At 73.2% G+C, this 23,489-nt stretch carries 22 protein-coding genes; 9 read left to right on the forward strand and 13 right to left on the reverse strand.

Going from position 1 to position 23,489, the window contains the following annotated elements; translation table 11 throughout:
* Positions 1-41: 41 nt before the first annotated feature.
* From GEV43_RS09870 to pdxH, 5 genes are all read right to left on the reverse strand, one after another.
* Positions 42-1,037: a zinc-binding alcohol dehydrogenase family protein gene (locus tag GEV43_RS09870; protein ID WP_160820417.1), complete on the reverse strand. Its 996-nt coding sequence runs from the start codon at positions 1,035-1,037 to the stop codon at positions 42-44.
* A gap of 35 nt (positions 1,038-1,072) precedes the next feature.
* The gene (locus GEV43_RS09875) at positions 1,073-3,397 is read right to left on the reverse strand and encodes a SpoIIE family protein phosphatase (RefSeq protein WP_375539034.1); all 2,325 of its coding nucleotides are present in this window, start codon (positions 3,395-3,397) and stop codon (positions 1,073-1,075) included.
* A gap of 148 nt (positions 3,398-3,545) precedes the next feature.
* Positions 3,546-4,247, reverse strand: a complete 702-nt coding sequence (locus GEV43_RS09880) for a metal-dependent transcriptional regulator (RefSeq protein WP_160820418.1) — start codon at positions 4,245-4,247, stop codon at positions 3,546-3,548.
* Positions 4,248-4,486: 239 nt separating this feature from the next.
* A complete protein-coding gene (locus GEV43_RS09885; RefSeq protein WP_302931194.1) occupies positions 4,487-5,755 on the reverse strand; it encodes an MFS transporter in 1,269 nt (422 codons plus the stop codon).
* A 199-nt stretch (positions 5,756-5,954) separates the two neighbouring features.
* Entirely contained in the window at positions 5,955-6,674 is a 720-nt protein-coding gene (gene pdxH, locus GEV43_RS09890; protein WP_160820420.1) for a pyridoxamine 5'-phosphate oxidase, read from the reverse strand.
* Between the two features lie 91 nt (positions 6,675-6,765).
* Here pdxH and GEV43_RS09895 point away from each other — a divergent pair, with 91 nt between their 5' ends.
* From GEV43_RS09895 to serC, 3 genes are all read left to right on the forward strand, one after another.
* Complete coding sequence (locus tag GEV43_RS09895) at positions 6,766-7,878, forward strand: citrate synthase 2 (RefSeq protein WP_160820421.1); 1,113 nt, start codon at positions 6,766-6,768, stop codon at positions 7,876-7,878.
* Between the two features lie 151 nt (positions 7,879-8,029).
* Complete coding sequence (locus GEV43_RS09900; protein ID WP_160820422.1) at positions 8,030-8,392, forward strand: hypothetical protein; 363 nt, start codon at positions 8,030-8,032, stop codon at positions 8,390-8,392.
* Positions 8,393-8,453: 61 nt separating this feature from the next.
* Positions 8,454-9,590 (forward strand): phosphoserine transaminase, encoded by a 1,137-nt coding sequence (serC, locus tag GEV43_RS09905; RefSeq protein WP_160820423.1) that lies wholly within the window; start codon positions 8,454-8,456, stop codon positions 9,588-9,590.
* 26 nt (positions 9,591-9,616) lie between these two features.
* Here the strand turns inward: serC and GEV43_RS09910 are convergent, their stop codons facing one another.
* From GEV43_RS09910 to GEV43_RS09920, 3 genes are all read right to left on the reverse strand, one after another.
* Complete coding sequence (locus tag GEV43_RS09910; RefSeq protein ID WP_160820424.1) at positions 9,617-10,600, reverse strand: hypothetical protein; 984 nt, start codon at positions 10,598-10,600, stop codon at positions 9,617-9,619.
* Positions 10,601-10,725: 125 nt separating this feature from the next.
* Positions 10,726-11,652 carry a dihydrodipicolinate synthase family protein gene (locus tag GEV43_RS09915; RefSeq protein WP_160820425.1) on the reverse strand — a complete coding sequence of 309 codons (927 nt, stop codon included), beginning with the start codon at positions 11,650-11,652 and terminating at the stop codon, positions 10,726-10,728.
* Positions 11,652-12,449 (reverse strand): aldolase, encoded by a 798-nt coding sequence (locus tag GEV43_RS09920; RefSeq protein ID WP_160820426.1) that lies wholly within the window; start codon positions 12,447-12,449, stop codon positions 11,652-11,654. Before GEV43_RS09920 ends, GEV43_RS09915 begins: the two co-directional genes overlap by 1 nt.
* 303 nt (positions 12,450-12,752) lie before the next feature.
* On the opposite strand from GEV43_RS09920, the gene GEV43_RS09925 reads away from it, so the two are divergent.
* Entirely contained in the window at positions 12,753-13,205 is a 453-nt protein-coding gene (locus tag GEV43_RS09925) for an iron chaperone (protein ID WP_160820427.1), read from the forward strand.
* A gap of 94 nt (positions 13,206-13,299) precedes the next feature.
* Here the strand turns inward: GEV43_RS09925 and GEV43_RS09930 are convergent, their stop codons facing one another.
* On the reverse strand, positions 13,300-16,107 hold the full coding sequence (locus tag GEV43_RS09930; RefSeq protein WP_160820428.1) for a LuxR C-terminal-related transcriptional regulator: 2,808 nt from the start codon (positions 16,105-16,107) through the stop codon (positions 13,300-13,302).
* Between the two features lie 129 nt (positions 16,108-16,236).
* On the opposite strand from GEV43_RS09930, the gene GEV43_RS09935 reads away from it, so the two are divergent.
* Together GEV43_RS09935 and GEV43_RS09940 are read left to right on the forward strand one after the other, a co-directional pair.
* Positions 16,237-16,806, forward strand: coding sequence for a pyridoxamine 5'-phosphate oxidase family protein (locus GEV43_RS09935; protein WP_160820429.1), 570 nt, complete (start codon positions 16,237-16,239; stop codon positions 16,804-16,806).
* Between the two features lie 113 nt (positions 16,807-16,919).
* Positions 16,920-17,492 (forward strand): helix-turn-helix domain-containing protein, encoded by a 573-nt coding sequence (locus GEV43_RS09940; protein WP_160820430.1) that lies wholly within the window; start codon positions 16,920-16,922, stop codon positions 17,490-17,492.
* 58 nt (positions 17,493-17,550) lie between these two features.
* Here GEV43_RS09940 and GEV43_RS09945 read toward each other — a convergent pair whose 3' ends face one another.
* The 4 genes from GEV43_RS09945 to GEV43_RS09960 are packed head-to-tail and all read right to left on the reverse strand — an operon-like array spanning position 17,551 to position 18,923.
* Positions 17,551-17,730, reverse strand: a complete 180-nt coding sequence (locus GEV43_RS09945) for a DUF397 domain-containing protein (protein ID WP_160820431.1) — start codon at positions 17,728-17,730, stop codon at positions 17,551-17,553.
* A complete protein-coding gene (locus GEV43_RS09950) occupies positions 17,731-17,928 on the reverse strand; it encodes a DUF397 domain-containing protein (protein ID WP_160820432.1) in 198 nt (65 codons plus the stop codon).
* Positions 17,929-18,120, reverse strand: a complete 192-nt coding sequence (locus GEV43_RS09955) for a DUF397 domain-containing protein (protein WP_160820433.1) — start codon at positions 18,118-18,120, stop codon at positions 17,929-17,931. It lies immediately after the preceding gene.
* The gene (locus GEV43_RS09960; protein WP_160820434.1) at positions 18,108-18,923 is read right to left on the reverse strand and encodes a helix-turn-helix transcriptional regulator; all 816 of its coding nucleotides are present in this window, start codon (positions 18,921-18,923) and stop codon (positions 18,108-18,110) included. Before GEV43_RS09960 ends, GEV43_RS09955 begins: the two co-directional genes overlap by 13 nt.
* 154 nt (positions 18,924-19,077) lie before the next feature.
* Between GEV43_RS09960 and GEV43_RS09965 the strand changes: the two genes are divergently transcribed.
* The 3 genes from GEV43_RS09965 to GEV43_RS54725 all read left to right on the forward strand — a co-directional run bounded on the left by GEV43_RS09965 (position 19,078) and on the right by GEV43_RS54725 (position 23,240).
* The gene (locus GEV43_RS09965; RefSeq protein ID WP_160820435.1) at positions 19,078-19,443 is read left to right on the forward strand and encodes an ATP-binding protein; all 366 of its coding nucleotides are present in this window, start codon (positions 19,078-19,080) and stop codon (positions 19,441-19,443) included.
* Positions 19,444-19,932: 489 nt separating this feature from the next.
* Positions 19,933-20,739, forward strand: coding sequence for an ABC transporter ATP-binding protein (locus GEV43_RS09970; protein ID WP_302930743.1), 807 nt, complete (start codon positions 19,933-19,935; stop codon positions 20,737-20,739).
* On the forward strand, positions 20,736-23,240 hold the full coding sequence (locus GEV43_RS54725) for an FtsX-like permease family protein (protein WP_160820436.1): 2,505 nt from the start codon (positions 20,736-20,738) through the stop codon (positions 23,238-23,240). The genes GEV43_RS09970 and GEV43_RS54725 overlap by 4 nt, the downstream gene beginning before the upstream one ends.
* Positions 23,241-23,489 lie beyond the last annotated feature (249 nt).

Consider the following 23,489-nt stretch of genomic DNA (forward strand, 5'->3'; position numbering starts at 1 on the left):
CGGCCTCCCCCCGTAGGCGGGCGGGCGCAGGCGGGCAGGGCTCAGGGGACGAGGACGGCGGCGCCGGCGAAGCGGCCCGCCTCCAGGTCGGCCAGGGCCCGGTCCGCGCCGTCCAGGTCGTACGTGCGGGTCGTGACCGCGACGCCCAGGCGGGCGGCGAGCCCGAGGAACTCCTCGCCGTCGTTGCGCGTGTTGGCCGTGACCGAACGGACCTGGCGTTCCTGGAACAGGTGCCGTTCGTAGTCCAGCGCCGGGACGTCGCTCAGATGGATCCCGGCGATCGCGAGGGTGCCGCCCCTGCCGAGCCGTTCGAGCGCGGCCGGGACCAGGTCGCCGGCGGGCGCGAAGACGATCCCCGAGTCGAGCGGGGCGGGCCCGGCGTCGAACGGCCCGCCCGTCCACGCCGCGCCGAGCGAGGCCGCCAGCTCGCGGGCGGCGGCCCCGCGGGTGAACACGTGGACCTCGGCGCCCTGCGCGATCGCGATCTGCGCGGCGAGGTGCGCCGACCCGCCGAACCCCCAGATGCCGAGCCTGCCGCCCGGCGGCACCTCGGCCCGGCGCAGCGCCCGGTAGCCGATGATGCCCGCGCACAGCAGCGGCGCGGCGCGCACGTCGTCGATCTCGGCGGGCAGCGTGTAGGCGTAGGCGTCCACGGCGAGGGCGTACTCGGCGTAGCCGCCGTGCGCGTCCCAGCCGGTGTAGACCGAGTGCGGGCACAGGTTCTCGGCGCCGCGCCGGCAGTGGCGGCAGGCGCCGCAGGTGCCGCGCAGCCACGCCACGCCCACCCGGTCGCCGGGGACGCGGCGGCAGCCGGGCCCGGCGGCGGCGACCTCGCCGACGATCTCGTGGCCCGGCGTCACGCCGGGCAGGTGGACGGGCAGGTCGCCCTCGGCGACGTGCAGGTCCGTCCGGCACACCCCGCAGGCCAGGACCCTGACCAGCAGCTCGCCCGGCCCCGGCTCCGGGACCTCGCGCTCGGCCCGCCGCAACGGCCCGTCCGCGATCGGCCCCGGCCTCTCGACCACCCACGCCCGCATACCGGCACCGTACGCCGGACCGGCCCCGCGACGCTTCAGGGAGTCAGCGGAAGCTCGAACCAGACGGCCTTGCCGTCGGCGGTGGGCCGCGCGCCCCAGCGCGTCGCGAGCTGGTCGACCAGGTACAGGCCGCGCCCGCCCTCGTCGGTCTCGCCGGCGCTGCGGATGCGCGGCAGCCGCATGTCGGAGTCGAACACCTCGACCCAGATCGCGTCGGCGCCGCGCCGCAGGCGGAGCCGGAAGTCCTTGGTCGGCGGCTCGCGGCGGCCGAGGTCGGCGCCGAGGTTCCAGTCGTCCTCGTCGAACGTGGGCGCGCCGAGCGGCACCGGCACGTCGTCGAACGAGGCGTTCGAGCCGTTCGCGGCACGGTCGAACGGCGCGGCGCCGAAGCCCGGCGGGTTGAACTGGACCGGGGACGGGCCGCCCTCCAGCACCAGCTCGCGGCGCGGCGCGGGGGTGGTGGTCGCGTGCAGCACGACGTTGGTGACGACCTCGGAGACCAGCAGGCAGGCCAGCTCGGCCTGCTCGTCGAGCATCCCCCAGGCGGCGAACGCGTCAGCGGCCATCCGGCGCGCCTCCGACACCATGATCGGCTCGGCCGGGAACGAGCGCTCCTCGACCGCCAGCTCCTCGGCCGACGTGCGGATCACCACGATCGCCACGTCGTCGTCGATCTCGCCCTGGACGGCCTCGTACGCGGCGTTGGCGATCTCCTCGACGCCGCCGCGCGCGACCTCGGCGACCGCGGCGCGGACCAGCTCGCGGGCGTCCTCGCGGCTGTAGTACTCGCCGTTCTCGCGCGGGCGCCGGTCGATCAGGCCGTCGGTATAGAGCACCAGGGTGGCGCCGGGCTTCAGCTCGGCGGTCTCCTCGTTGAACAGGATCTCGCCGCCGAGGCCCGGGGCGCGGACGCCGAGCATCGCGCCCTCGCTCTCGAACGACAGCTCGCTGACCTGCCCGTCCACGATCAGCAGCGGCGGGTCGTGGCCGGCGTTGGCGAACTCCAGCACCCGCGACCAGGCGTCGTAGACGAAGTAGGTGCACGACACCAGGGGCGGGCGGACGAGGTCGTCGCTGTTCCAGCCGGAGCGCATCCGCTCGGGGCGGGTCATCGTGCGGACCCACTCGTCCAGCTTGCGCAGGATGTCGGCCGGGGCCCGGTCGTCCTGGGCGAACGCCCGGAGCGCGGCGCGGAGCTGGCCCATCACGGCGGCGGCGCGGGCGCCCCTGCCCTCGACGTCGCCGATGACCAGGCCGACGCGGCCCGCCGACAGCGGGATCACGTCGTACCAGTCGCCGCCGACCTGCGTCTGGATGCCGTGCCCGTGCGCCTCCAGGGGCCGCGCGGGCTCGTACCGCCAGGCGATCTGGAGGCCGTCGTGCCGGGGCGGCCGGTCGCCGGGCAGCAGGTGCTTCTGGAACGCCAGGGCCGTCTCGCGCTCCTCCTCGAACAGCAGCGCGTTGTCGACGGCGAGCGCGACCCGGCTCGCGACCGCGCCGAGCAGGTCGCGGTCGAAGCCGTCGTAGTGCGGGTCGGTGCGCTTGGTGAGGTTGGACAGCGCGAGGCTCATCACGCCGAGCAGCTCGCCCCGCACCAGCAGCGGCGCGGAGATCACCGAGGTGATGCCCATCTCGTCGCCGAGCCGCTTGGACGACTCGGTCGGCGCGGAGAACCGGTGCTGCACCATGTCCTCGACGAGGACGGCGTCGCGGCGGCTCATCGCCTTGGCGCTGAAGTGGCCCGGCGGGTACGAGACGGGCTCGTCCACCTCGGCCCAGGTGCCCGGCGGCGGCTCCCAGCCCCCGGCGTGCCGGGCGACCCGCCGGTAGAGCCGGTCGCCGCTGAACAGGTCGATGAAGCAGTGGTCGGCGAACTGCGGGACGAGCGTGTCGGCCACCCGCTTCAGCGTCGTGTCGAGCTCCAGGGAGCCCGCGAGGCGTTCGCCGACGCGTTCCAGCAGGCCGTAGCGGTCCTGCTCGCGCTGGTTGGAGCGCAGCGCCTCCCGCGCGAAGATCACGATGCCGTCCACCGCGCCGGACGGGTGCCGCAGCGGCACCGCGTGCGCGCGGGTGTAGACGGTCGTGCCGTCGGCGCGCAGGTTGCAGAACGTGCCCTCCCACACCCCGCCCTTGAGCACGTGCCTGGCCAGCTCGGTGGCCTGCTCGTGGTCCTCCTCGGCGATGCCGAGCGACAGGATGGAGTGCCCGATGACCTCGTCGCCGCCGAAGCCGAAGAGCTGCCGGGCGAACGCGTTGCCGTAGATGACGTTGCTGAAGCGGTCGCAGACGATGACCGCCATCTCCATCTGGTTGAGGACGGTCTCGGGCGGCAGATGCGCCTCGAAAGGCGCTTCCCCCAACGCTTCATGTCCCCATCCCGATCGCGCGTACTACCTCTCTCGTATTGAACGACGAACCCGCCGCCGGGATACGCGCGAACGGCGGGCCGATGTGGAGATCTTCGGTATAGACCGTGGACGAGGGGTCGGGGGAGGCACGCCGGGCCGGTCAGCGCCTGCTGACGAAAACGTGCTCGGCGATGTCCCGCGGCAGCTCCTTCGCCTGGCTGTCCGCCTCGTCGTCACACGTCACCCGCACACCGTCGTCCGTAGCCCGAAGGGTCACCTCTCGTCCCGGTTGTATCCCGATTTGCTTCAGTTTAAGCATCAGGTCACTGTCGCTTTGCACCTGCTCGCTGATGCGCCGGATCACCGCTCCGGCGCCGCCGGGGCTGGCCACCGCGGTCATCACCGACAGGGGCGGCACCACGGTGTCGTCGCCGTGCCCGCCGAGCTCGTCGAGGCCGGGGATCGGGTTGCCGTGCGGGCAGGTGGTCGGGTTGTCGAGCAGGGCCACCAGCCTGCGCTCGACCTCCTCGGACATCACGTGCTCCCAGCGGCACGCCTCGATGTGGACGTCCTCCCAGGGCAGTCCGATGACGTTGACCAGCAGGCATTCGGCGAGGCGGTGCTTGCGCATGACGCGCGTCGCGAGGCCGCGGCCGCTCTCGGTCAGTTCGAGGTGCCGGTCCCCCTCGACCCGCAGCAGCCCGTCGCGCTCCATGCGCGCCACCGTCTGGCTCACCGTCGGGCCGCTCTGCGAGAGCCGCTCGGCGATGCGCGCGCGGAGGGGGATGATCCCCTCCTCTTCGAGCTCGAAGACCGTCCGGAGGTACATCTCCGTGGTATCGATCAGGCCGTGTGAGGTCACAGCTCCCTCCAGTCTTGTGCCGTCGAGTCTACTTGCTGGAACCGTCCGGGGGCGGTGCCTGCGAATATCCCCGGCGCCCGCCGTGCGAGCCGTTCCGGCGTGCCCGGCAGGACGCGTTGTTGGTGGTGGATGGTGGTGGGTGGTCTCATGGGCGGTGGGATTGGGGACAACGTCGGACAACCGCCCCTTCTTCCCGTCCGGACGGGCATCACGGCTGGTGAGAGCCGGATTACAGAAGATCAGGACGGCGGGTCGGCCGGGACGGGGTCCGCGGTCACCGGCTCGGCGGTGCGCGTGTCGTACCGCAGCAGGGCCGGGACGGCGAGGGCCGCGACGACGACCAGGACCGCGCACGCCAGGCCGCCGCCGACCCAGGACACCGACGCCCCCGCCACCGCGGCGGTGGCGCCCGCGCGCAGGTCGCCGAGGCGGGGCCCGCCCGCCACGACGACCGTGAAGACGCCCTGGAGCCGTCCGCGCATCTCGTCCGGCGCGTACGTCTGGAGGATCGTCTGCCGGAACACGGCCGAGACGAGGTCGGCGGCGCCGCCGACGGCGAGCAGCACGACCGCCAGCCAGAGCTGGTGGGCGAGGCCGGCGGCGGCGACCGCGAGGCCCCACACCACGATCGAGACCACCAGGGCGTAGCCCTGCCGGTGCACCCGGCCGATCCAGCCCGACAGCAGGCCGCCGGCGAACGCGCCGATGGCGATGGAGGCGAACAGCCAGCCGACCGCGCCCTCCCCGCCGAACGTGGTGTCGGCCAGCTCGGGGAACAGCGCGCGGGGCATCGCCACGCCCATCGCGATGATGTCCACGACGAACGACATCATCAGCACGGGCTGGGTGGCCAGGTAGCGGAGGCCGTCGAACACCGCGCGCACGCCGGGCGCCCCGGCGGGCTCGCCGAGCGGCGGGATGGGCGGCAGGCGCAGCGCGGCGTACAGCCCCACGGTGAACAGCGCGGCGTCCAGCGCGTACGCGACCGAGTAGTTCCAGCGGGCGAGCAGGACGCCGGCCAGCAGCGGCCCGGCGAGCATGCCGACCTGGCTGACGGTGTAGTTGAGCGTGTTGGCCGCCGGGACGAGCGTGCGGTCCACCAGCCGCGGGGTGATCGCGTTGCGGGTCGGCGAGGACACCGCGAAGCCGACCGCCTGCACCGCCACCACCGCCATGATCAGCGCGAGGCTGTCCAGCCCGAGCAGCGCCTGGACCAGCAGCAGGAAGGTGGACGCCCAGGTCACGCAGGACGAGGCGAACAGCAGCCGGCGCCGGTCCATGTGGTCGGCGACCGCCCCGCCCCAGAGCCCGAAGACGATCAGCGGGACGAGGTTGGCGACGCCGAGCGCGCCCACCCAGAACGACGAGTGCGTCATGTCGTACACCTGGACGGGCACCGCCACGGCCGTGACCTGGAAGCCGACGAACGAGACGCCCTGCCCCATCCAGAGCCGCCGGTACGCCGGGTGGGCGAGCGGCCTGGTGTCGATCGCGACGCGGCGCAGCAGCCCCCTCCCCGGCGCCGCGGCTCCCGCCGCTCCGTTCCGCGCTCCGCAGCGGTGGAGGTCGTGGTGGTGGCGGCGGGCTCGTCTTCTGGATCGTTCCCGCCGGGAGGGGGGTCGTCTTCGGGGTCCGGGGCAGCGGCGGTGTGGTCCGGATCGGCGGGGCTGTCAGGACCATGGTGGGGGGTTGGCTGCTGTTCCGGGGTCACGGAGACAGTCTGGACCTTCGCCAGGAATGCTCCGCGCCCGCCCCCGGGCCGCGTTCGTAGGCGATGCGGTCGTGCAGGCGGTCGCGCCGTCCCTGCCAGAACTCGATCGCTTCAGGGACGACCCGGTAGCCGCCCCAGAAGCCGGGCAGCGGGACGATGTCCAGTTCGTCATCGTTGGCCGGATTCGGCCACCGCCTGGACAGCTCGGCGAAGCGTTCGACCAGTTCCGCCCGGCCCGATATCACCGCCGACTGGCGCTCGCTGGCCCAGGCGCCGAGCCGCGATCCGTACGGGCGGGTGCGGAAGTAGGCGGCCGACTCCTCCTCGGAGAGGCCCTCGACCGCGCCCTCGATCCGTACCTGGCGGTACATCGGGTGCCAGGGGAACACGAGCGCGGCGCGCGGGTTCTCGTCCAGGTCACGGGCCTTGCGGGAGGTGAAGTTGGTGAAGAAGCGGAAGCCGTCGGGGCCGTACCCCTTGAGCAGGACGGTGCGGGCGGAGGGCGCCCCGCCGGCGGACGCGGTGGCCAGGATCATCGCGTTCGGCTCGGCCAGTTCGGCGGCCGCCGCGGCGAACCACGCGGAGAAGAGCACGAGCGGATCGGACGGAGCGGACGTTTCGGTCAATTCGCCGTCCTCGTAGGATCTCCGGAGCCGAGCGGGGTCGGGCGTTGCGCAATCCACAGCGTTCGAGCCTCCCACCTGGGCGCTGTGCATCTGACAGGGACCTGGGTACTGGTCAGTAAGGCGGACAGGGTTCAATGGCACGGCACCGCCTTATCACTATGGGGACGAAAGGCAGGACGACATGTCCGACTTCAAACCCGGCCTTGAGGGGGTCGTGGCCTTCGAGACCGAGATCGCCGAACCGGACAAAGAGGGCGGCGCCCTCCGGTACCGGGGCGTCGACATCGAGGAGCTCGTCGGCCGCGTCTCCTTCGGAGACGCCTGGGGCCTCCTCGTCGACGACAGCTTCGACCCCGGCCTCGCCCCGGCCGAACCGCACCTGCTGCCGGTCACCTCCGGCGACGTGCGGGTGGACGTGCAGAGCGCGCTGCCGACCCTCGCCCCGGCCTACGGGATGCGCCCGCTCCTCGACATCTCCGACGACGAGGCCCGCGCCGACCTCGCCCGCACCTCCGTCACGGCGCTGTCGTTCGTCGCCCAGTCCGCGCGCGGCGTCGGGATCCCGATGGTGCCGCAGAGCCGGATCGACGAGGGCGCGTCGATCACCGAGCAGTTCATGATCCGATGGCGCGGTGAGCCGGACCCCAAGCACGTCCAGGCCATCGACGCGTACTGGGTCTCGGCCGCCGAGCACGGGATGAACGCCTCCACGTTCACCGCCCGGGTGATCGCCTCCACCGGCGCCGACGTCGCGGCCAGCATCTCGGGCGCGATCGGCGCCATGTCGGGACCGCTCCACGGCGGCGCCCCGGCCCGCGTCCTGCCGATGATCGAACGGGTCGAGCAGCTCGGCGACGCCCGCAAGGTCGTCACCGACATCCTCGACGGAGGCGAGCGGCTGATGGGCTTCGGCCACCGCGTCTACCGCGCCGAGGACCCGCGCGCCCGCGTGCTGCGCCGTACCGCCAAGGAGCTGGACGCCCCCCGCTTCGAGGCCGCCAAGGCGCTGGAGGACGCCGCGCTCGCCGAGCTGCGCGAGCGCCGCCCGGACCGTCCGATCGAGACCAACGTCGAGTTCTGGGCCGCGGTCATCCTGGACTTCGCCGAGGTCCCGACCACCATGATGCCCGCGATGTTCACCTGCGGCCGGACCGCCGGGTGGGCCGCGCACATCCTGGAGCAGAAGCGCACCGGCCGCCTCGTCCGGCCGAGCGCCCGCTACACCGGCCCCGGAAGCCGTTCCATCGAGGACGTCAACGGGGCGGCGGAGGCCCTCAAGCGCCACGCCGGCTGACACGCGGCCGCGCCACCCCCGCTAGCGCTCAGGGCCCCGGTCACTCCGGGGCCTTGTTCGTTCTCCGGGACGGGACGCGCCGCTCCCCGCGTTCGCGCTCATGTCCCGGCGCGGCGAACGGCGGAAAAGGACGGGTGCCATCATGGGTGCCGTGACCCGGGACATGGACGAGCCTCTCGAAGGGGACATCGGACCCGCGGCGCCGCCCCCGGGCGCCACCAGGGCGAAGACCGAGGAGCCGGCGGGCGACGCGGCCGAGGAGCTGCGCCGCTACGAGGCCGAGCGCGAGGAGCGCCGCAGGCGCCACAACGCGGTCTCCGGCCGGGTCGCCGCCGTCCTCGCCGCCGCGCTCCTGGCGTTCCTCGCGTACGACTCCGCGCGCACGGCGGTCGAGGCCCGCTCCAAGGGCGACGACTGGCTCTACCCGCCCGCCGTCAACGCCGCGCTCTGCACCCTGGCCCTGATCGCGCTGGTCAGCTGGGCTCTGCGCCGCCGCGCGCGCCGCCGGGACTGACGCCGTCTCGCCATGTGAACCCGTTCACGATCTTCGGGGCACGTCAAGTAGCCTGCTGCGAGTGACCGAAAGCGCGAATCCAGCCATCGTCATTCCCGCCGACCTCAAGCCCTCCGACGGCCGCTTCGGGTGCGGTCCGTCCAAGGTCCGGCCCGAGCAGCTCGCCGCGCTCGCCGAGTCCGGCCCGGCCTACTTCGGGACCTCGCACCGGCAGAAGCCGGTCAAGTCCCTCGTGGGCCGCGTCCGCGACGGCCTGTCGCAGCTCTTCTCGCTGCCCGACGGCTACCGGGTCCTGCTCAGCAACGGCGGCACCACCGCGTTCTGGGACGCCGCCGCGTTCGGCCTCGTCCGCTCCAGGTCCCAGCACCTGGCGTTCGGCGAGTTCTCCAGCAAGTTCGCCAAGGTCACCAAGGGCGCGCCGTGGCTGGAGGACCCGTCGGTGATCTCCGCCGACCCGGGCGCGCACCCCGCCGCGTCCGCCGAGGCGGGCATCGACGTGTACGCCCTGACGCACAACGAGACCTCGACCGGCGTGGCGATGCCGATCAAGCGCCCCGAGGGCACGTCCGCCGCCGAGTCGCTCGTGCTGGTGGACGCGACGTCCGGCGCGGGCGGCCTGCCCGTGGACGTGTCCGAGACCGACGTCTACTACTTCGCGCCGCAGAAGTGCTTCGCCGCCGACGGCGGCCTGTGGCTGGCGCTGGCCTCGCCCGCCGCGCTGGAGCGGATCGAGGAGATCGCCTCGTCCGACCGGTACGTCCCGGAGTTCTTCAACCTGAAGACCGTGGTCGACAACTCCGCCAAGGACCAGACCTACAACACGCCCGCCGTCGCGACGCTGATGCTGCTCGCCGAGCAGATCGAGTGGATGAACGAGCAGGGCGGCCTGGCCTGGACCACGTCCCGTACGGCCGACTCGTCGCAGCGGCTCTACACGTGGGCGGAGAAGACCTCCTACACCTCGCCGTTCGTGGCGGACCCGGCGCAGCGCTCGCAGGTCGTCGGCACGATCGACTTCGCCGACGAGGTGGACGCCGCGGCCGTGGCGAAGGTGCTGCGGGCCAACGGGATCGTCGACACCGAGCCGTACCGCAAGCTCGGCCGCAACCAGCTCCGGATCGGCATGTTCCCGGCGATCGACCCGGCCGACGTGGAGGCCCTCACGGCCTGCGTCGACCACGTGGTCGAACGGCTCTAGTCGTTCCGCCCCTTTGTCGGGCGCCGTTACGCGACCGTCGCCAGTCCTGCCTTCGCTACGCGGTGGCGCAGGGCGGCGCGGTCGCGTTCGGCGTCTTCGGGGGTGAAACCCGTCCAGACGCGGTCGTCGAGGTCCCAGGCGCGGGCGGTGGGGACGAACGTCCCGCCGGAGAGGACGGCCGGATGCCGGCTCGTCGCGCCGACGCGCAGGTACGTGCCCTCGCGCAGCATGACCACGGTCGCGAACCGCACGCTCGTGTGCCGCTGGACGTCGCGGAACCAGCGCGGGTTGGACGCCCAGTACAGGTTGTGGTCGGTGTCGGCGGCCACCGCGAGCGGGCTGAGGGCGGCGCGGGCCAGGTGGACGCGGTGGGGGCGGTCGCGGCGGACCCAGGCGAGCGCGGCGCGGCCGACGATCGTGCCGAGCGCGTCCGCCACCTCGGACGGGCTGGGGCAGCCCGCGAGAAGCTGGAACAGCGGCTCGCTGTCGGTCGTCCCGGTCGCGTCGGGCAGCGCGTAGCGGGCGCGGAGCAGCCCGGCCTCGATATCGCCGTTGTGGGTGGCGACGATGCCCGCCGGGGCGGCGTTCCCGCTGGTTCCGGCGGCGGCGGCCTCGATGACGAGCGGGCTAGCGTTGTCCAGCTCGAACGGGGAGCCCTGCGTGGCCCAGCGGGTGTGGCCGAGGACGACGGGCGAACGGTCCAGGTCGTCCAGCAGGTCGGGCCTCCAGATGGAGGTGAAGCGGCCCCGGCCCTTGACCACGCGGCAGCCGTCGTGGGCGAGGTCGGAGCGGCGTTCGTCCCGATGGCCCTCCGGGCGGCGGGGCGGGCCGCCGGTCGCGGCGGGGTGGCCGGTGAGGAACGCGACGCCCGCCGAGTCGCTCCCGCGTTCCTCGGCGAGCGTGCCCAGCGCGACGAACGCGTCCGACGCCCGGCCCGGGTGGTCGGCGCGGGGCGAGCGGAGCAGCCCGAACAATCCGCACATGAAGGGTGAGACGCAGATCACGGACATCCGGTTCGGGGTCATCGCCGTCCGGCTCGGGCGCCGCCCGGCCGCCCTGCACGGGGACGGTCCGTCCGTCCGCGTGCGGGGCGTTCGGGGCCTCGGCCGGTGCCGTTCGGGCGAACGGCGCGGGCTCAGACGGCGGGTCCCGCTGCGGCCCCGTCCAGGAGCGGGTGGGAGTCGAGCCGTACGAGCAGGGCCCGTAGCTCGTCCACCTCCTTGCCCGGCAGCGGCAGCAGGGGCGCCCGCGGGACGCCGGCCTTCCGGTCCTGGAGCTCCAGCCCGGCCTTGATCGTCCGCGGCAGCCCGTGGCGGACGATGAACCTCAGGAACGGCAGCAGCTCCGCCAGGACGGCATCGGCCCGTTGCCCGCGCTCGTCCGCCGCCGCGTACAGCTCCAGGCACCACCGCGGGACCAGGCACGGCGCCGCCGTGCACCAGCCGGCCGCGCCCGACCGCAGGGCCTCCAGGGCGAGCGGGTTGCTCCCGTTGTAGACCGACAGCGCCCCGCCGGACAGCTCGCGGATGGCCCCGAAGCGGGCGGCGTCGCCGGAGCTCTCCTTCACCATGGTGATGGTGGGGATCTCGCGTGCGAGCGCGGCCACCGTCTCCGGCGGCAGGTCGATCCCGCTCGTGCCCGGGTTGTTGTAGAGCATCACGGGGAGGTCGGTCGCCGCCGCGACCGCGGCGAAGTGCTGGAAGAGCTCCGGCTCGGTCAGCTTCCAGTACACCTGCGGAAGCACCATGATCGCGGTGGCTCCGTGGCGGGCGGCCGCGCGGGCGCGGCGGACCGTTCCCTCCGTGCTCCAGTGCGACACGCCGACCAGGGTGGGGACCCGTCCCGCGACGGCCTCCAGGGTGGTCGCGCAGACCGTCTCCCACTCGTCGTCCCGGAGATAGGCGCTCTCGCCCGTACTGCCGAGCGGGGCGATGCCGTGGCTTCCGGCGTCGACCAGTTCGCCGGTCAGCCTGCGCAGCGCGGCCTGGTCGACTTCGCCGGTGCCGGGCTCGAAAGGGGTGACGGGGTAGGCGATGACGCCTTTCAGGGGCGGGTTCGCCATCAGAGTTCCACCTTGCCCGTGACGCAGTCGGGGTGGTTGCGCAGCGCCCGGCGCGCGTAGTAGGCGAAGTTGGCCTTGCTGCGCCGGTCGGTGGACGTCCAGTCGTGGGCCTCGCGGGCGAGCGCCGGGTCGAGCGGCTGGACCGTCCCCGCCGCCATGGCGAGGAGCTGGAGGCGCGCGGCGCGTTCGATGAGCACCGCCAGGTTGCACGCCTCCTCGACGGTGGCCCCGGTGACGAGCTGGCCGTGGTGGGCCAGCAGGATGGCGCGCTTGTCGCCGAGCGCCGCGGAGATGATCTCGCCCTCCTCGTTGCCCACCGGTACGCCCGGCCAGTCCTTGAGGAACGCGCAGTCGTCGTACAGGGGCGTGGTGTCCATCTGGGAGACCACGAGGGGCACCTCCAGCATCGCGAGCGCCGCCGTGTGCAGCGAGTGCGTGTGGACGATGCAGTTCACGTCCTCGCGGACCCGGTAGATCCAGGAGTGGAACCGGTTGGCGGGGTTGGCCATGCCCTCCCCCTCCAGGACCTGGAGATCCTCGTCCACCAGCAGGAGGTTGTCCTCGGTGATCTCGTCGAAACCGAGGCCGAGGCGCTGGGTGTAGTAGGTGCCGGGCTCCCGGCCCCGCGCGCTGATCTGCCCGGCGAGCCCGGAGTCGTGCCCGCCGTCGAACGCGATGCGGCAGGTCAGGGCGAGCTTCTGCCGCGTGGACAGCGTCGAGTCGGCGAAGTGGTCGCTCATCTGCCGCGCGGCGCGATCGACGAGGACGTCCTTCGGGTCGTTCAGTGTGTCGGCCATTCCCGCTCCACTTCCGAGGCCCGGCCTGGCGGCCGTCCCTCTCTCCGGGCGCCTTCGGCGGCACCGCGAGGAAACAACGTTGACTTTAGGAAACTTTGTGTCATCACGCAAGGGGCGGTGGGCGGGCTGTGAGCCTCCGGGTCGCGGCCCGGCGAGACCGTGCCGGTCGGTGGTGGTTTCCGTGGTGAGCACGGAGGCGGGCCGTACCGCTGCTGGGGGAGGCTGTGGCACACGGCGTTCGGCCCCGGCGGGAACCACCGCGACCATCGGGCCGATCGCCGCCCACGACTAGAGGGAGTGACGATGGCGGGCACTGGAAGCAGCACGTACGAGGGTTTCACGGCCGAGGAGCGGGCCGCGATGAAGGAGCACGCCCGGGAGCGGAAGAAGGCGGCGCGTGCCGGCTCGCAGGCGGACAAGGCGGCGGAGGCCGAGCGGGACGTGCTCGCGAAGATCGCCGAGATGCGGGACTCGGACCGGGCCATGGCCGAACGCGTCCATGCCGTGATCACGGCCAACGCTCCGGTCCTCGCGCCGAAGCTCTGGTACGGGATGCCCGCCTACGCGCTGGACGGGAAGGTCGTCTGCTTCTTCCAGAGCGCGGCGAAGTTCAAGGCGCGCTACGCGACGCTGGGGTTCAACGACCTGGCGAAGCTGGACGAGGGCGCGATGTGGGCGACCGGTTTCGCCCTGACCGAGGTGACGGCCGAGGTGGAGGCGCGGATCGCCGCGCTGGTGAAGCGGGCGGTGGGCTGAGGCGCCCGGGGGAACGGCCCGGGACGCCAGGACGGCGGGGCGGGACCGACGCCCGGCCCGCGCCGCCCACCGCGGCGGACGCCTGGTGGCGCGGTCACCGGACGGCCGGGACCGCGACGCCGAGGGCGGTGAGCGCGGCCGCGCCGGCGGCGGCGTGCTCGCCCCCGGCCAGCACCAGCGTGCGCGCCGCCTGGTAGCGGCAGCCGGCCGCCTCGAACGCCGCCGCGGCGGCGAGCTGCCGTGGCAGGTCGCCGTCGAGCAGCGCCTCCGCGCGGTCCAGCTGGGCGGAGGCGACCGGGTTCCCGGCGGTCGCGGCCCGTGCGGCGCCGATCCGGTCCCGGGCGTCGGGGTGCCCGGCGAGCACCGACGCCTCCGCCCTGATGGCCACGTACCAGTGCAGCCAGACCCAGCACACCCACTTCCACACCCGGTCCGGCTCGGGCGCGACGCGTTCCAGCGCCGCGCCGGTGTCCCCGTGGTGGAGCAGGACCATGGCGTCCAGGACCGCGCCGTAGCCCAGGCTGTGCTGCTGTACGGCGTCCGCCTGGTCGAGTACCGCGAGCCAGGCGTTCCGGCTGTCGTGGTCGCCGCGCAGGCCGTGGACCATCGCGACCGACGCGGCGGCGGCGCCGAGCGACAGCGACCGGTGGCGGCCGCTGTGCTCCCACGAGTCCAGGAACCGCTCGCCGGCGGGGAGCACCTCGTCGAACTCGCCGGCGAAGGCGTTCGCGACCAGGAGCCAGGACGTGGCGTGGTGGCCCGCCTCGGCCAGCAGCGGGTGGTCGGCGAGCCGTTCGCCCCATCGCCGCGCCTGCGGCAGGTCGCCCGCGCCGAGGGCGGTCGCGGAGGCGACGGTGAGGGCGTCGATCAGCTCGTGCGTGCCGGCGGGGGTGGGCGGGACCGCGGCCAGGACGCCGGTCCGCCGCCGGGCGGCGGCCGCGGTGGCGAAGGCGTCACCGGCCCAGCTCCGAGCGCCTGACAGCGCGTCGAGCGCGGCGGACTCGGCGACCGGGTCGCCCGTCCGCCGGGCGAGCTCGACCGCCCGTTCGGCGCGTTCGATGGTCTGCTGCGCCGTGTCGCCGGTGTCGGCCTGGATCGCGCCGAACGCGTCCCCGACCACCGCCGCCTCCGCCAGCGCGACGGCCGCTCGGGCGGACGGGGCATCGCCGGACAGCTCACGCGCCTGCGCGAGCATGGCGATCGTCTCCGCCACAGGGGGAATCCGCGTGAACGAGGTGGAGAAGCGGTATGCGGCGGTGGCGGCGGCGGCCAGATCGCGTCCGGCGCCCGCGGTGTCTCCGGCCTCGCGTGCGGCCTGAGCGGCGGCGCGGAGCAGGCGGAACATGTCGTCGCCCAGCCTGCGGCACCCGGCCACCGCGGCGGCCTGCCGCAGCGCCGCGGCACTGGCATCGGCGGCGGCACCGGCACCGGCGGCGAGCAGGGCGGCCTGCTCGAACCGCTGCTGAGCCTCGCCGAGCAGGTTGCGGGCGAAGGCCAGCTCGGCCAACGACAGGGCGAGTTCGTAGGCGTCCGCACGCTGCTCCGGCTGGTCGGCGGCCCACGCGAGGGCGGCCCGCATCTCCTCCGCCACAGCGTCGAACCGGACGCGCCAATGCGTTCCTCGCGCTTCCCTGAGCGCGGACGCGTTGGCCAGGCACCAGCCCAGGTGCCTTGAGCGAACGCCCGTCAGCTCGCCGGCGTCGTTGAGCCGCTCCGTCCCGTACTGGCGGATGGTCTCCAGCGCGTGGTACCGGGTGCCGTCCGCCGACGGGGCCGCGCCGAGCAGGCTCTGCTCGGCGAGCCTGCCGAGGCCGTCGACGACCGCCGCCGGATCGAGCGGGGCACCGCCCGCGACCTCGACGGCCGCCTCGGGAGTGAACGGCGCGACGAACACCGACACCCGCCGCAGCAGCACCTGGTCCTGCGGCTCCAGCAGGTCATGGCTCCAGTCCAGCACCGCCCGCACCGACCGGTGCCTGCCGTCGGCGCGGGGTCCGCCGGTGAGGGTCCGCAGCTGATCGGTGAGCCCGGCCGCGAGCCCGTCGGGTCCGAGCGTGGACCACCGCGCCGCCGCCAGTTCGATCGCCAGCGCCATGCCGCCGAGCCGGTCGCAGATCGCCACGAGATCGTCGCTCACGGCGGGACCCGGCGGCCGACCCGCCGCCGCCGCCCGGTCCATGAACAACGCCACCGCCTCCGAGTCCTGGCCCCCGGCCCGCGACAGCGGCGGGACGGGCAGGACCCGCTCGAACGGGACCATCAGCCGGGCCCGGCTCGTCACCAGTACCCGCAGCCGCGGGCAGGCCGTCAGCAGCCGCTCCAGGAACGGCGCCACCCCGTCGCGCACATGCTCGCAGTTGTCCAGCACCAGCAGCGCCCGGCGATCCGCGAGCGCGGCCGGCACCGCGTCGTCGATGCCGCTCCCGGGCTGCTCGCCCACGCCCACGGCCGCCGCGACCGCCGCTCCGACCCGTTCCGGCTCGGAGACCGGGACCAGGTCGACGAACCACACGCCGTCGGCGAAGTCACCGGCCACCCGCTCCGCCACCGCCAGCGCGATGCGCGTCTTGCCCACGCCACCCGGGCCGACCATGGTCACCAGCCGATGCTCCTTCAGCGCCCCGGCCAGCTCCCCGCACTCGTCCGTCCGGCCGATGAACGCCGTCAGCGGCACCGGCAGGGCGGGCGCCGAACGCGAACGCGCGGCGCGGGCGAACTCGTCCGCGTGCCGCGCGAGCGCCCGCCGATCCGGCAGCAGCAGCTTGCGCAGCAGCGATGAGACGTGCGACTCGACGGTCCGCACGGAGATGACCAGCCGCGCGGCGATCTCCGCGTTGCTGAGGTGCTCGCCGAGCAGCGCGAGCACTTCGGCCTCCCGGGCCGAGATCACTGGGCTGGACACCGACACATTATGCGTGGTGCTTTCCGTGCCCGGCACGGAGGTGGACCGCGGCCCCGGCGGGAGAGGCTGTGGCCACGGCGCACGAGCCGTACCCAGGCAGAACGCGACCCACGACCCTAGGAAATGAGCATGACTTCCACCCAGAGCATCGCGCCGACCGCCGCGGACGCGCCACCGGCCGGACCGGCCGACGGCGACCGGCCTCGTTCAGCCGCCCCCCGCTCCCGGGCCCAACGCCGTCGCGACACCGAGCACCGGCTCACCCACGACATCGACGTCTGGGTGGCCACGGCCTCGGCCGACGGCGTGCCGTACCTGGTGCCGCTGTCCTTCGACTGGGACGGCGAAGCGCTGCTGATGGCGACCCCGGCCGGGAGCCCCACCGGAACGAACCTGGCGGCCACCCGGACCGTTCGGCTGGCGCTCGGCCCCACCCGCGACGTCATCATGATCGACGGAGACGTCCAGCCCCTGGAGCTCGACGCGCTGCCGCCGGAACGAGCCGACCGGTTCGCCGAGCGGACGGGCTTCGAACCGCGCGCCTCGACCGAGCCGTACCGCTGGTTCCGTGTCACGCCGCGCCGCGTCCAGGCATGGCGCGAGGCGGACGAGCTGCCCGACCGCGAACTGATGCGCGACGGCCGCTGGCTGGTCCGAAGCCCGGACGGCCCGGCTCCGCGCCTCCCCGGCGAGGAGTGACCGTCGCGGACGCCCGAGGCAAAGCTCACGCGGGTTCCGGCCGGTCGGAGGGCCGGCACGGGACATACTGGGGACCCCGCCGGGGCGGGCGCGGGCGTGAAGGGAAGTCATCAGTGATCAATCGGGTGCGGCAGCTGCGCAAGGAGCGGCTGATGACCCTGGAGGCGCTGGCGGAGCGCACGGGCGTCACCAAGAGCTACCTGTCCAAGGTCGAACGCGGCCAGAGCGTCCCCTCGATCGCCGTCTGCGCCTCGCTCGCCAAGGCCCTGGACGTCCCGCTGGACAACCTGTTCTCCGACGCCGAGGAACTCGCCGAGGTCACCGTCACCCGCGCCGGAGAACGGCGCGTGCTCACCTCGCCCGAGGAACCCGGCTCCCGCTACGAGGCCATAGCGCTACAGGCCGGCACCAAACGAATGGCGCCGTTCATGCTCTACCCCCCGCACGACGCGGGCCCGTCCCCGTTCCGGGACCACCCGGGCGAGGAGTTCATCTTCGTCCACCAGGGAGAAGCCGAACTCATCCTCCCCTCGCGAACCATCCAGCTCCAAGCGGGCGACAGCGCCTACTTCAAAGCCACGGTCCCCCACAAAACCCGCTCCCTGAGCAAGGAACGCGCCACCCTCCTACTCCTGGTAAGCGACGACCGCGACCCAGCACGAACAACGCACCTGCACCTGCCCTGACCCGGCCGCGGATCCACCCGAGCACCCGCCGATGCCCCGCTGCGCACCGCGAACCGACTCAACGTGCGTTCCGAAGGGCCTCCCGCAGCACCGCCCGCCGGACAAGAAGCACCGGCCCACCGGGATCCTTCGAGTCCCGAACGGCGACCGCATCCCGGACATAGGCCAGCTCAACACAGTCCCCGCCATTGGAACCGCTGTGCGACGACTTCCGCCACACGCCTCTGCGCGAGTCCATTTACAGTTCACCGCTTCCCTGCCGCGCCTTCCGGATGGCCTCGCGCAGTGCCGTACGACCAAGCAAGATCATTGGCCCGCCCGGATCCTTGGAGTCCCGAACCGCAACCACATCTCCAATGGTGGCCAACTCCACGCAGGCGCCGCCATTGGAACCGCTACGCGACGACTTCCGCCATACGATCTTGTCCACGTCCATTCACCGCCTACCTTTCCGGCCGGTCTCTTGGATGGCCTCACGAAGTGCCGCGCGACTCACCAGCAGCTTGGGCCCCTGAGGGTCCTTACTGTCACGTACGGCCACCCGCCCGCACAGGGAACTCGCCAACTCAATACAGTTTCCGCCGTTGCTTCCACTACGGCTGGACTTACGCCAGTTCAAATTTTCCATCTTTCCTCGTTCGTTCGTTCGATGAGGTCGATGCTCATGCTGACCGGCAGAGCTTGCGTGCAGATGTCTGTGAACACATCCTTCAATCGTGAGACGTCGTCCGTGGCGTCGAGCATAATCCCTCGCGCGGCCGTCTCCACATAGGCTGTTTCGCTACCGTCCGGAGCGGTCGCGATCACAAAGGCACCGTCGTTTCCAGGGTGCGACACTCCCGCCGGTATGACCTGCACGGATGCGCGTGACGCCACGGCGGCGACCAGCCGATCGAGCTGTGCCCGCATCACATCCGGCCCGCCCTTCTCCAGCCAGAGGACGTGCTCCGGCAGGACATAGACAAGCCGTGGTGGAGGCGGATCGTCCCGGGTGAGCACCGCTTGGCGCTTCATCCGTGACTCTACGCCCGTCACATCGCCCCCTAGGACGACGTTCGCGTACTCCGGAGTTTGAAGAAGCCCATAGATCACAAGCGGTTGGTATACCACCAGCTTCCCGGCCTTCTCCTCGACGCGTGGCCACTTCTCGAACCATGTGGGGAACGCGCCGCTCTTCTTGCCGAAGAGGCCGTCGTGGAGGTGGACGAGCGCGTCGTGCGTGTCCAGGACTCCGTCCACGGCCTCGGCGAACCCGCGTTCGCATCCGGAATCGGCGCGTTCCACCGCTCCCACGAAGGAGGGGCTGTAGGGAATGAGTTCCGCCAGGGCGGCGATGCTCAGCGACGCTCGTTCCCGATATCGGCGGACCTCCGAACCGAATAGGTCGAGCGCGCCGTTGCTCGGCGTGAGTTGCTTCGGCGGCTGGGGCACCGCTTCCCTCCCGATGACCAGTGATGACCAGCCATGGCCGGTGAACGGCCGTGCATGGTCCCTCTTTGCTCCATGAGCAGGCGCTTTGCATTCCCCAGCATGGCACCGTCCGTCACTCTCGGCTAGGGAGCGACGGAAACGGAGGGTGTGCCTCATGGACACGATCGTTCTGCCGCCGGAAGGCGCGTCGATCAAAGTCGCGCGCGATTTCGCCGGCAAGATCGCAGGAATGCTCGGAGTGGACGACCAGTTGCCCAGACTGGTCGTTTCCGAGCTTGTGACGAATGCCTGGATTCATGGATCTCGCCCGAATGATCAGATCGTCGTACGGGTGTATCCCCACAACGGGCGGCTGGTGATCGAGGTGTGGGACCGGAGCGATCGGCAGCCGGTCGTCGGGTGCCCGGACGCCGCCGAGGAGAGCGGGCGGGGGTTGTTGATCCTTTCGACGCTCGTCGTGCGGTGGGGGACGCGGCCGTTGAGCGAGGGCGGCAAGGTCGTGTTCGCGGAGGTGGTGTGAGTGGGTGCGCGGCTGGTGCGGTCCCGACTCGCCGTGCGGTGGCGTGAGGCCCGCTCCCTGCACATGGTGGCCGTTCAACGGCTGGAAGCGTTGTCGGCCGAGCTGGAACGGCGGGGCTGGACGACGGTCCCGCTGTACCGGCAGTCTCCTCCCGTCCTCTGGGTGGCCGCTCCTACCGGCTCCGTGGCGACCGGGCTGGACGTCACCGCGTGCTGGGTGCGGCGGCCCTGGCGCTGGAGTTACGGAGCGGCCGGTGAGACATGGCCGCGTGGCGGCCCGGATCCCGCCGGTGTCGCGGAGGAACTGCTCGCGCGCCGTCTGGGGACGGGGTATCTGCGAGGCCGGGCTGGGCGATCGGGGTCGGGATCTCGATGACGACGGGGACGTGGTCATCGCGTCTTCCGGGGGGCTTGTCCACCGATCGGTGGACGGCAGGTTCAACCGAACGAGCCTGCCGGGCGCGGCCTGCCTCTCAAGAGGATGTTCGGCATGACGAACGACATGAGAGAAGCGCTTCTCGGTGATGGCGCGGATGCCGAGTCCGGCTCTGCCGAGGTCGTGCGGTTGGAGTCGGTGCGCAAGGTCTACGGCGGTGGGAAGAACGCGGTGGTCGCGCTCGACGGCGTGAGCGTCGGGTTGCGGAAAGGCTCGTTCACCGCGGTGATGGGGCCGTCCGGTTCGGGTAAGAGCACCTTCTTGCAGTGCGCCGCCGGGCTCGACCGTCCGACGTCGGGGGCGGTGGTCCTGGACGGGGTGCGGCTCGCCTCGCTCGGCGAGAACCGGCTGACCAGGCTCCGCCGCGAACGGATCGGTTTCGTCTTCCAGTCGTTCAACCTGCTTCCCGCTTTGACCGTGCGGGACAACGTCGGCCTGCCGTTGCGGCTGGCGGGCCGACGTCCGGACAGGGCGGCGGTCGAGGAGGTTCTGGAGCGTGTCGGGCTCGGCGGGCGGCTGCGCAGCCGTCCGGGCGAGCTGTCGGGCGGGCAGCAGCAGCGCGTCGCCATCGCGCGGGCGCTCATCACCCGCCCGGCGGTGATCTTCGGGGACGAGCCGACCGGCGCGCTGGACACCGCGACCGCCCGCGAGGTGCTCGCGCTGCTGCGTGAGGCCGTCGAAGGGGCGGGGCAGACGGTGGTGATGGTCACCCACGACCCGGTCGCCGCCGCGCACGCCGACCGCGTGCTGTTCCTGGCCGACGGACGCGTTGACGGCGAGATCCTCCGGCCGAGCGTGGAGCGGGTCGCCGAGCGCATGACGCGCCTCGGCGCCGCCGGGGCGAACGGGGCGAACCGGTGATCGGGATCGCGCTGCGCACCCTGCGCTTCCACAAGGGCGGCTTCCTCGCGTCCTTCGCCGCGCTGTTCCTCGGCGCGCTCATCGTGGTCGGCTGCGGCGGGCTGCTGGAGACCGGTATCCGCGCCGACGCCCCGCCGCGGCGGCTGGCCGCCGCGCCGATCGTGGTCACCGGCGACCAGCGCTACCAGGACACCGTGCGGGAACTGGTGTTCCCCGAGCGCGTCCACCTGGACGCGGCGCTGGCGACCAGCATCGCGACGGTCCCCGGCGTCGCCGCCGCGGTGCCCGACGTCTCGTTCCCGGCCACGCTGACCGTAGGCGGGCAGGTCACCGGGCACAACTGGTCCTCGGCCCGGCTCGCCCCGCACCGGCTCGTCCAGGGCACCGCCCCCTCCGGGCCCGGCCGCGTCGTCCTCGGCGCGGACCTCGCCGAACGGGCCGGACTGCGGACCGGCGGCCACGTCCGGCTGCTGGTGCACGGCGCCGCCGAACGGTTCGAGATCTCCGGGCTGACCGCCGGGACCGGCGATGTCTTCGTCGCCGACGCCGAGGCGGGCCGCCTCGCCGGCCGTCCCGGAAAGATCGACTCGGTCGGCGTGCTCCTCGCGCCCGGCGCGAGCACCGCGCAGGTCGCCCGGGCCGTACGGGCCGCCGCCGGTACGGGGCCCGCGGTGCTGACCGGGGACGACCGGGGACGCGCCGAGGATCCCGGAGTCCTCGCCGACACCGGCGACCTGATCCCGCTCGCCGCCGCGTTCGGCAGCCTCGCCGCGATGGCCATGGTGTTCGTGGTGGCCGGCACCCTCGGGCTATCGATCCGGCAGCGGGAGCGCCAGAGCGCGCTGCTGCGCGCGGTCGGCGCCACGCCCGGCCAGCTCCGCCGCCTGATCGTCGGCGAGACGATGATCCTCGCGGTGGCCGCCACCGCCCTGGCCTGCTACCCCGCTCCCCGGCTCGGCCGCCTGCTGCTGCGGGTCTTCGTCCACGGCGGCGTGGTGCCGGACACGGTCGCGTTCCGCTCCGGGACGGTCCCGCTGCTCGCCGGCGCGGGCCTGGCGCTCGCCGCCGCGCTGGGCGCCGCGCTGGTGGCCGCGCACACCGCCGCCCGCACCCGCCCCGCCGAGGCGCTCGCCGAGGCCGCCCTGCAACGCCGCTGGTTCAGCCGCGTCCGCCTCGCCCTCGGGGTGCTGTGCCTGGGCGGGGGCACCGCGCTGGCGTTCGGGACCATCGGCTCCGACGCGCCCGACGCGGGCGGCGTCGCGACCCCGGCCGCACTGGTGTGGACGATCGCCTTCGGACTGCTCGGGCCCGTGCTCTCGCGCGCCATCACCGCCGGGCTCGCCCGCCCCGTCCGGGCGCTGTCCGGGCTGTCCGGCGAGCTCGCCGTCGGCAACGCCCGCGCTCGGACGGCCCGGCTGACCGCCGCGGTCATGCCCGTCATGCTCGCGACCGGGCTGGCCCTCAGCCTGACCTACCTCCAGACCACCCAGTCCGACGGGGCCCGGCAAGCCTTCGAGGAGGCCCAGCGCGCCGATCTCGTCCTCACCTCCGCCGCCGGGGGCCTGCCCCTCGACGCGGTGGACGACGTCCGCAGGACGCCCGGCGTCACCGCCGCGACCGCACAGGTCCCGAGCCGCGGCTTCATCGAACCCGCCGTTCCGCTCGCCCCGTCCGACGGCGAGGAGTCGGCGGGCCCGCAGCCCACCGAACTCGCTCTTCAGGGCATCACCCCGCAGGGAGCCGATCGGACGACGGCCTTCCGCGCAGCCACCGGCACCCTGACGGCGCTGCACGGCGACACCGTCGCGCTGCCCACCCGCTACGCCGCCGGCCACCGGCTCGGCGACACGATCCCGATGCGGCTGGGGGACGGCACGCAGACCCGGCTGAAGCTCGTCGCCACCGTCGGGGCCCGGCGCGGCTACGAGACGGCGCTCGTTCCCGCCGCGCTGCTCGCCCCGCACACCGGCAACGGCCTCGTGCCGCGGATCCTCATCAGCACCGCGCCCGGCGCGGACCGCGCCGAACTGGCCGCCGCCCTGACCGCCACCGGGCATCCCGCCCTCCGCGTCACCGACCGCGACGGCCTGGCCGCCGCTCAGCAGGACCAGGACCGCACCCAGGCGACCATGGCCTGGCTCGTGCTCGCCGTCGTCGTCGGCTACGCGGTGATCTCCCTGGTCAACACCCAGGCCCTGGCCACCGCCGAACGCCGCCGCGAGTTCGGCCTGATGCGCCTGGTCGGAGCCACCCGCCGCCAGGTGCTGCGGATGATGGCGGTGGAGGCGGGCCTGGTCGCCGCCGCCGGAACCACCCTCGGCCTCCTGGTCGCCGCCCTGACCCTCGTCCCGATGAGCCTGAGCGTGCTGGGCTCCGCGCTGCCGGGCGGCTCCCCTTGGATCCTCGCCGCGGTGGTAGCCGCCGCCGCGGCCCTGACCTCCGCCACGACCCTGGCCGCGACGCGGATCGTCCTACGGGCCCGCCCCGGCGCCGCGCCCTAGTCCGCTCATCCCGCGTCGAGCGCGATGGCGAAGGCGGGTGCCCGGTTCGAGTGGCTCGTCCGGACGAATAAGCTCAGAGCGTGAATCGCGCGCCCCAATGGCTGCTTCCCACCGTGCTGACCGCGCTCGTCCTGGCCGTGGTCATCGGTGCGCTGCTGAATTGACCGCGGCCGCATCCCGCCGGAGGGGGCGTCCGGAGGCCGGTGCGGGGGGCGTGATCGTTCGGACGCCGGAACGGGGATGATCGGG

This window comes from Actinomadura sp. J1-007 (genome assembly GCF_009793335.1).
Lineage (GTDB): Bacteria > Actinomycetota > Actinomycetes > Streptosporangiales > Streptosporangiaceae > Spirillospora > Spirillospora yumaensis.

What these genes read in the sequence shown, in the direction of transcription:
- GEV43_RS09870 (WP_160820417.1), bottom strand. Translation starts at nt 1,037, where the DNA reads ATGCGGGCGTGGGTGGTCGAGAGGCCGGGGCCGATCGCGGACGGGCCG.
- pdxH (WP_160820420.1), bottom strand. Translation starts at nt 6,674, where the DNA reads ATGCACAGCGCCCAGGTGGGAGGCTCGAACGCTGTGGATTGCGCAACG.
- GEV43_RS09895 (WP_160820421.1), top strand. Translation starts at nt 6,766, where the DNA reads ATGTCCGACTTCAAACCCGGCCTTGAGGGGGTCGTGGCCTTCGAGACC.
- GEV43_RS09910 (WP_160820424.1), bottom strand. Translation starts at nt 10,600, where the DNA reads ATGTCCGTGATCTGCGTCTCACCCTTCATGTGCGGATTGTTCGGGCTG.
- GEV43_RS09915 (WP_160820425.1), bottom strand. Translation starts at nt 11,652, where the DNA reads ATGGCGAACCCGCCCCTGAAAGGCGTCATCGCCTACCCCGTCACCCCT.
- GEV43_RS09920 (WP_160820426.1), bottom strand. Translation starts at nt 12,449, where the DNA reads ATGGCCGACACACTGAACGACCCGAAGGACGTCCTCGTCGATCGCGCC.
- GEV43_RS09925 (WP_160820427.1), top strand. Translation starts at nt 12,753, where the DNA reads ATGGCGGGCACTGGAAGCAGCACGTACGAGGGTTTCACGGCCGAGGAG.
- GEV43_RS09935 (WP_160820429.1), top strand. Translation starts at nt 16,237, where the DNA reads ATGACTTCCACCCAGAGCATCGCGCCGACCGCCGCGGACGCGCCACCG.
- GEV43_RS09945 (WP_160820431.1), bottom strand. Translation starts at nt 17,730, where the DNA reads ATGGACTCGCGCAGAGGCGTGTGGCGGAAGTCGTCGCACAGCGGTTCC.
- GEV43_RS09950 (WP_160820432.1), bottom strand. Translation starts at nt 17,928, where the DNA reads ATGGACGTGGACAAGATCGTATGGCGGAAGTCGTCGCGTAGCGGTTCC.
- GEV43_RS09955 (WP_160820433.1), bottom strand. Translation starts at nt 18,120, where the DNA reads ATGGAAAATTTGAACTGGCGTAAGTCCAGCCGTAGTGGAAGCAACGGC.
- GEV43_RS09965 (WP_160820435.1), top strand. Translation starts at nt 19,078, where the DNA reads ATGGACACGATCGTTCTGCCGCCGGAAGGCGCGTCGATCAAAGTCGCG.
- GEV43_RS09970 (WP_302930743.1), top strand. Translation starts at nt 19,933, where the DNA reads ATGACGAACGACATGAGAGAAGCGCTTCTCGGTGATGGCGCGGATGCC.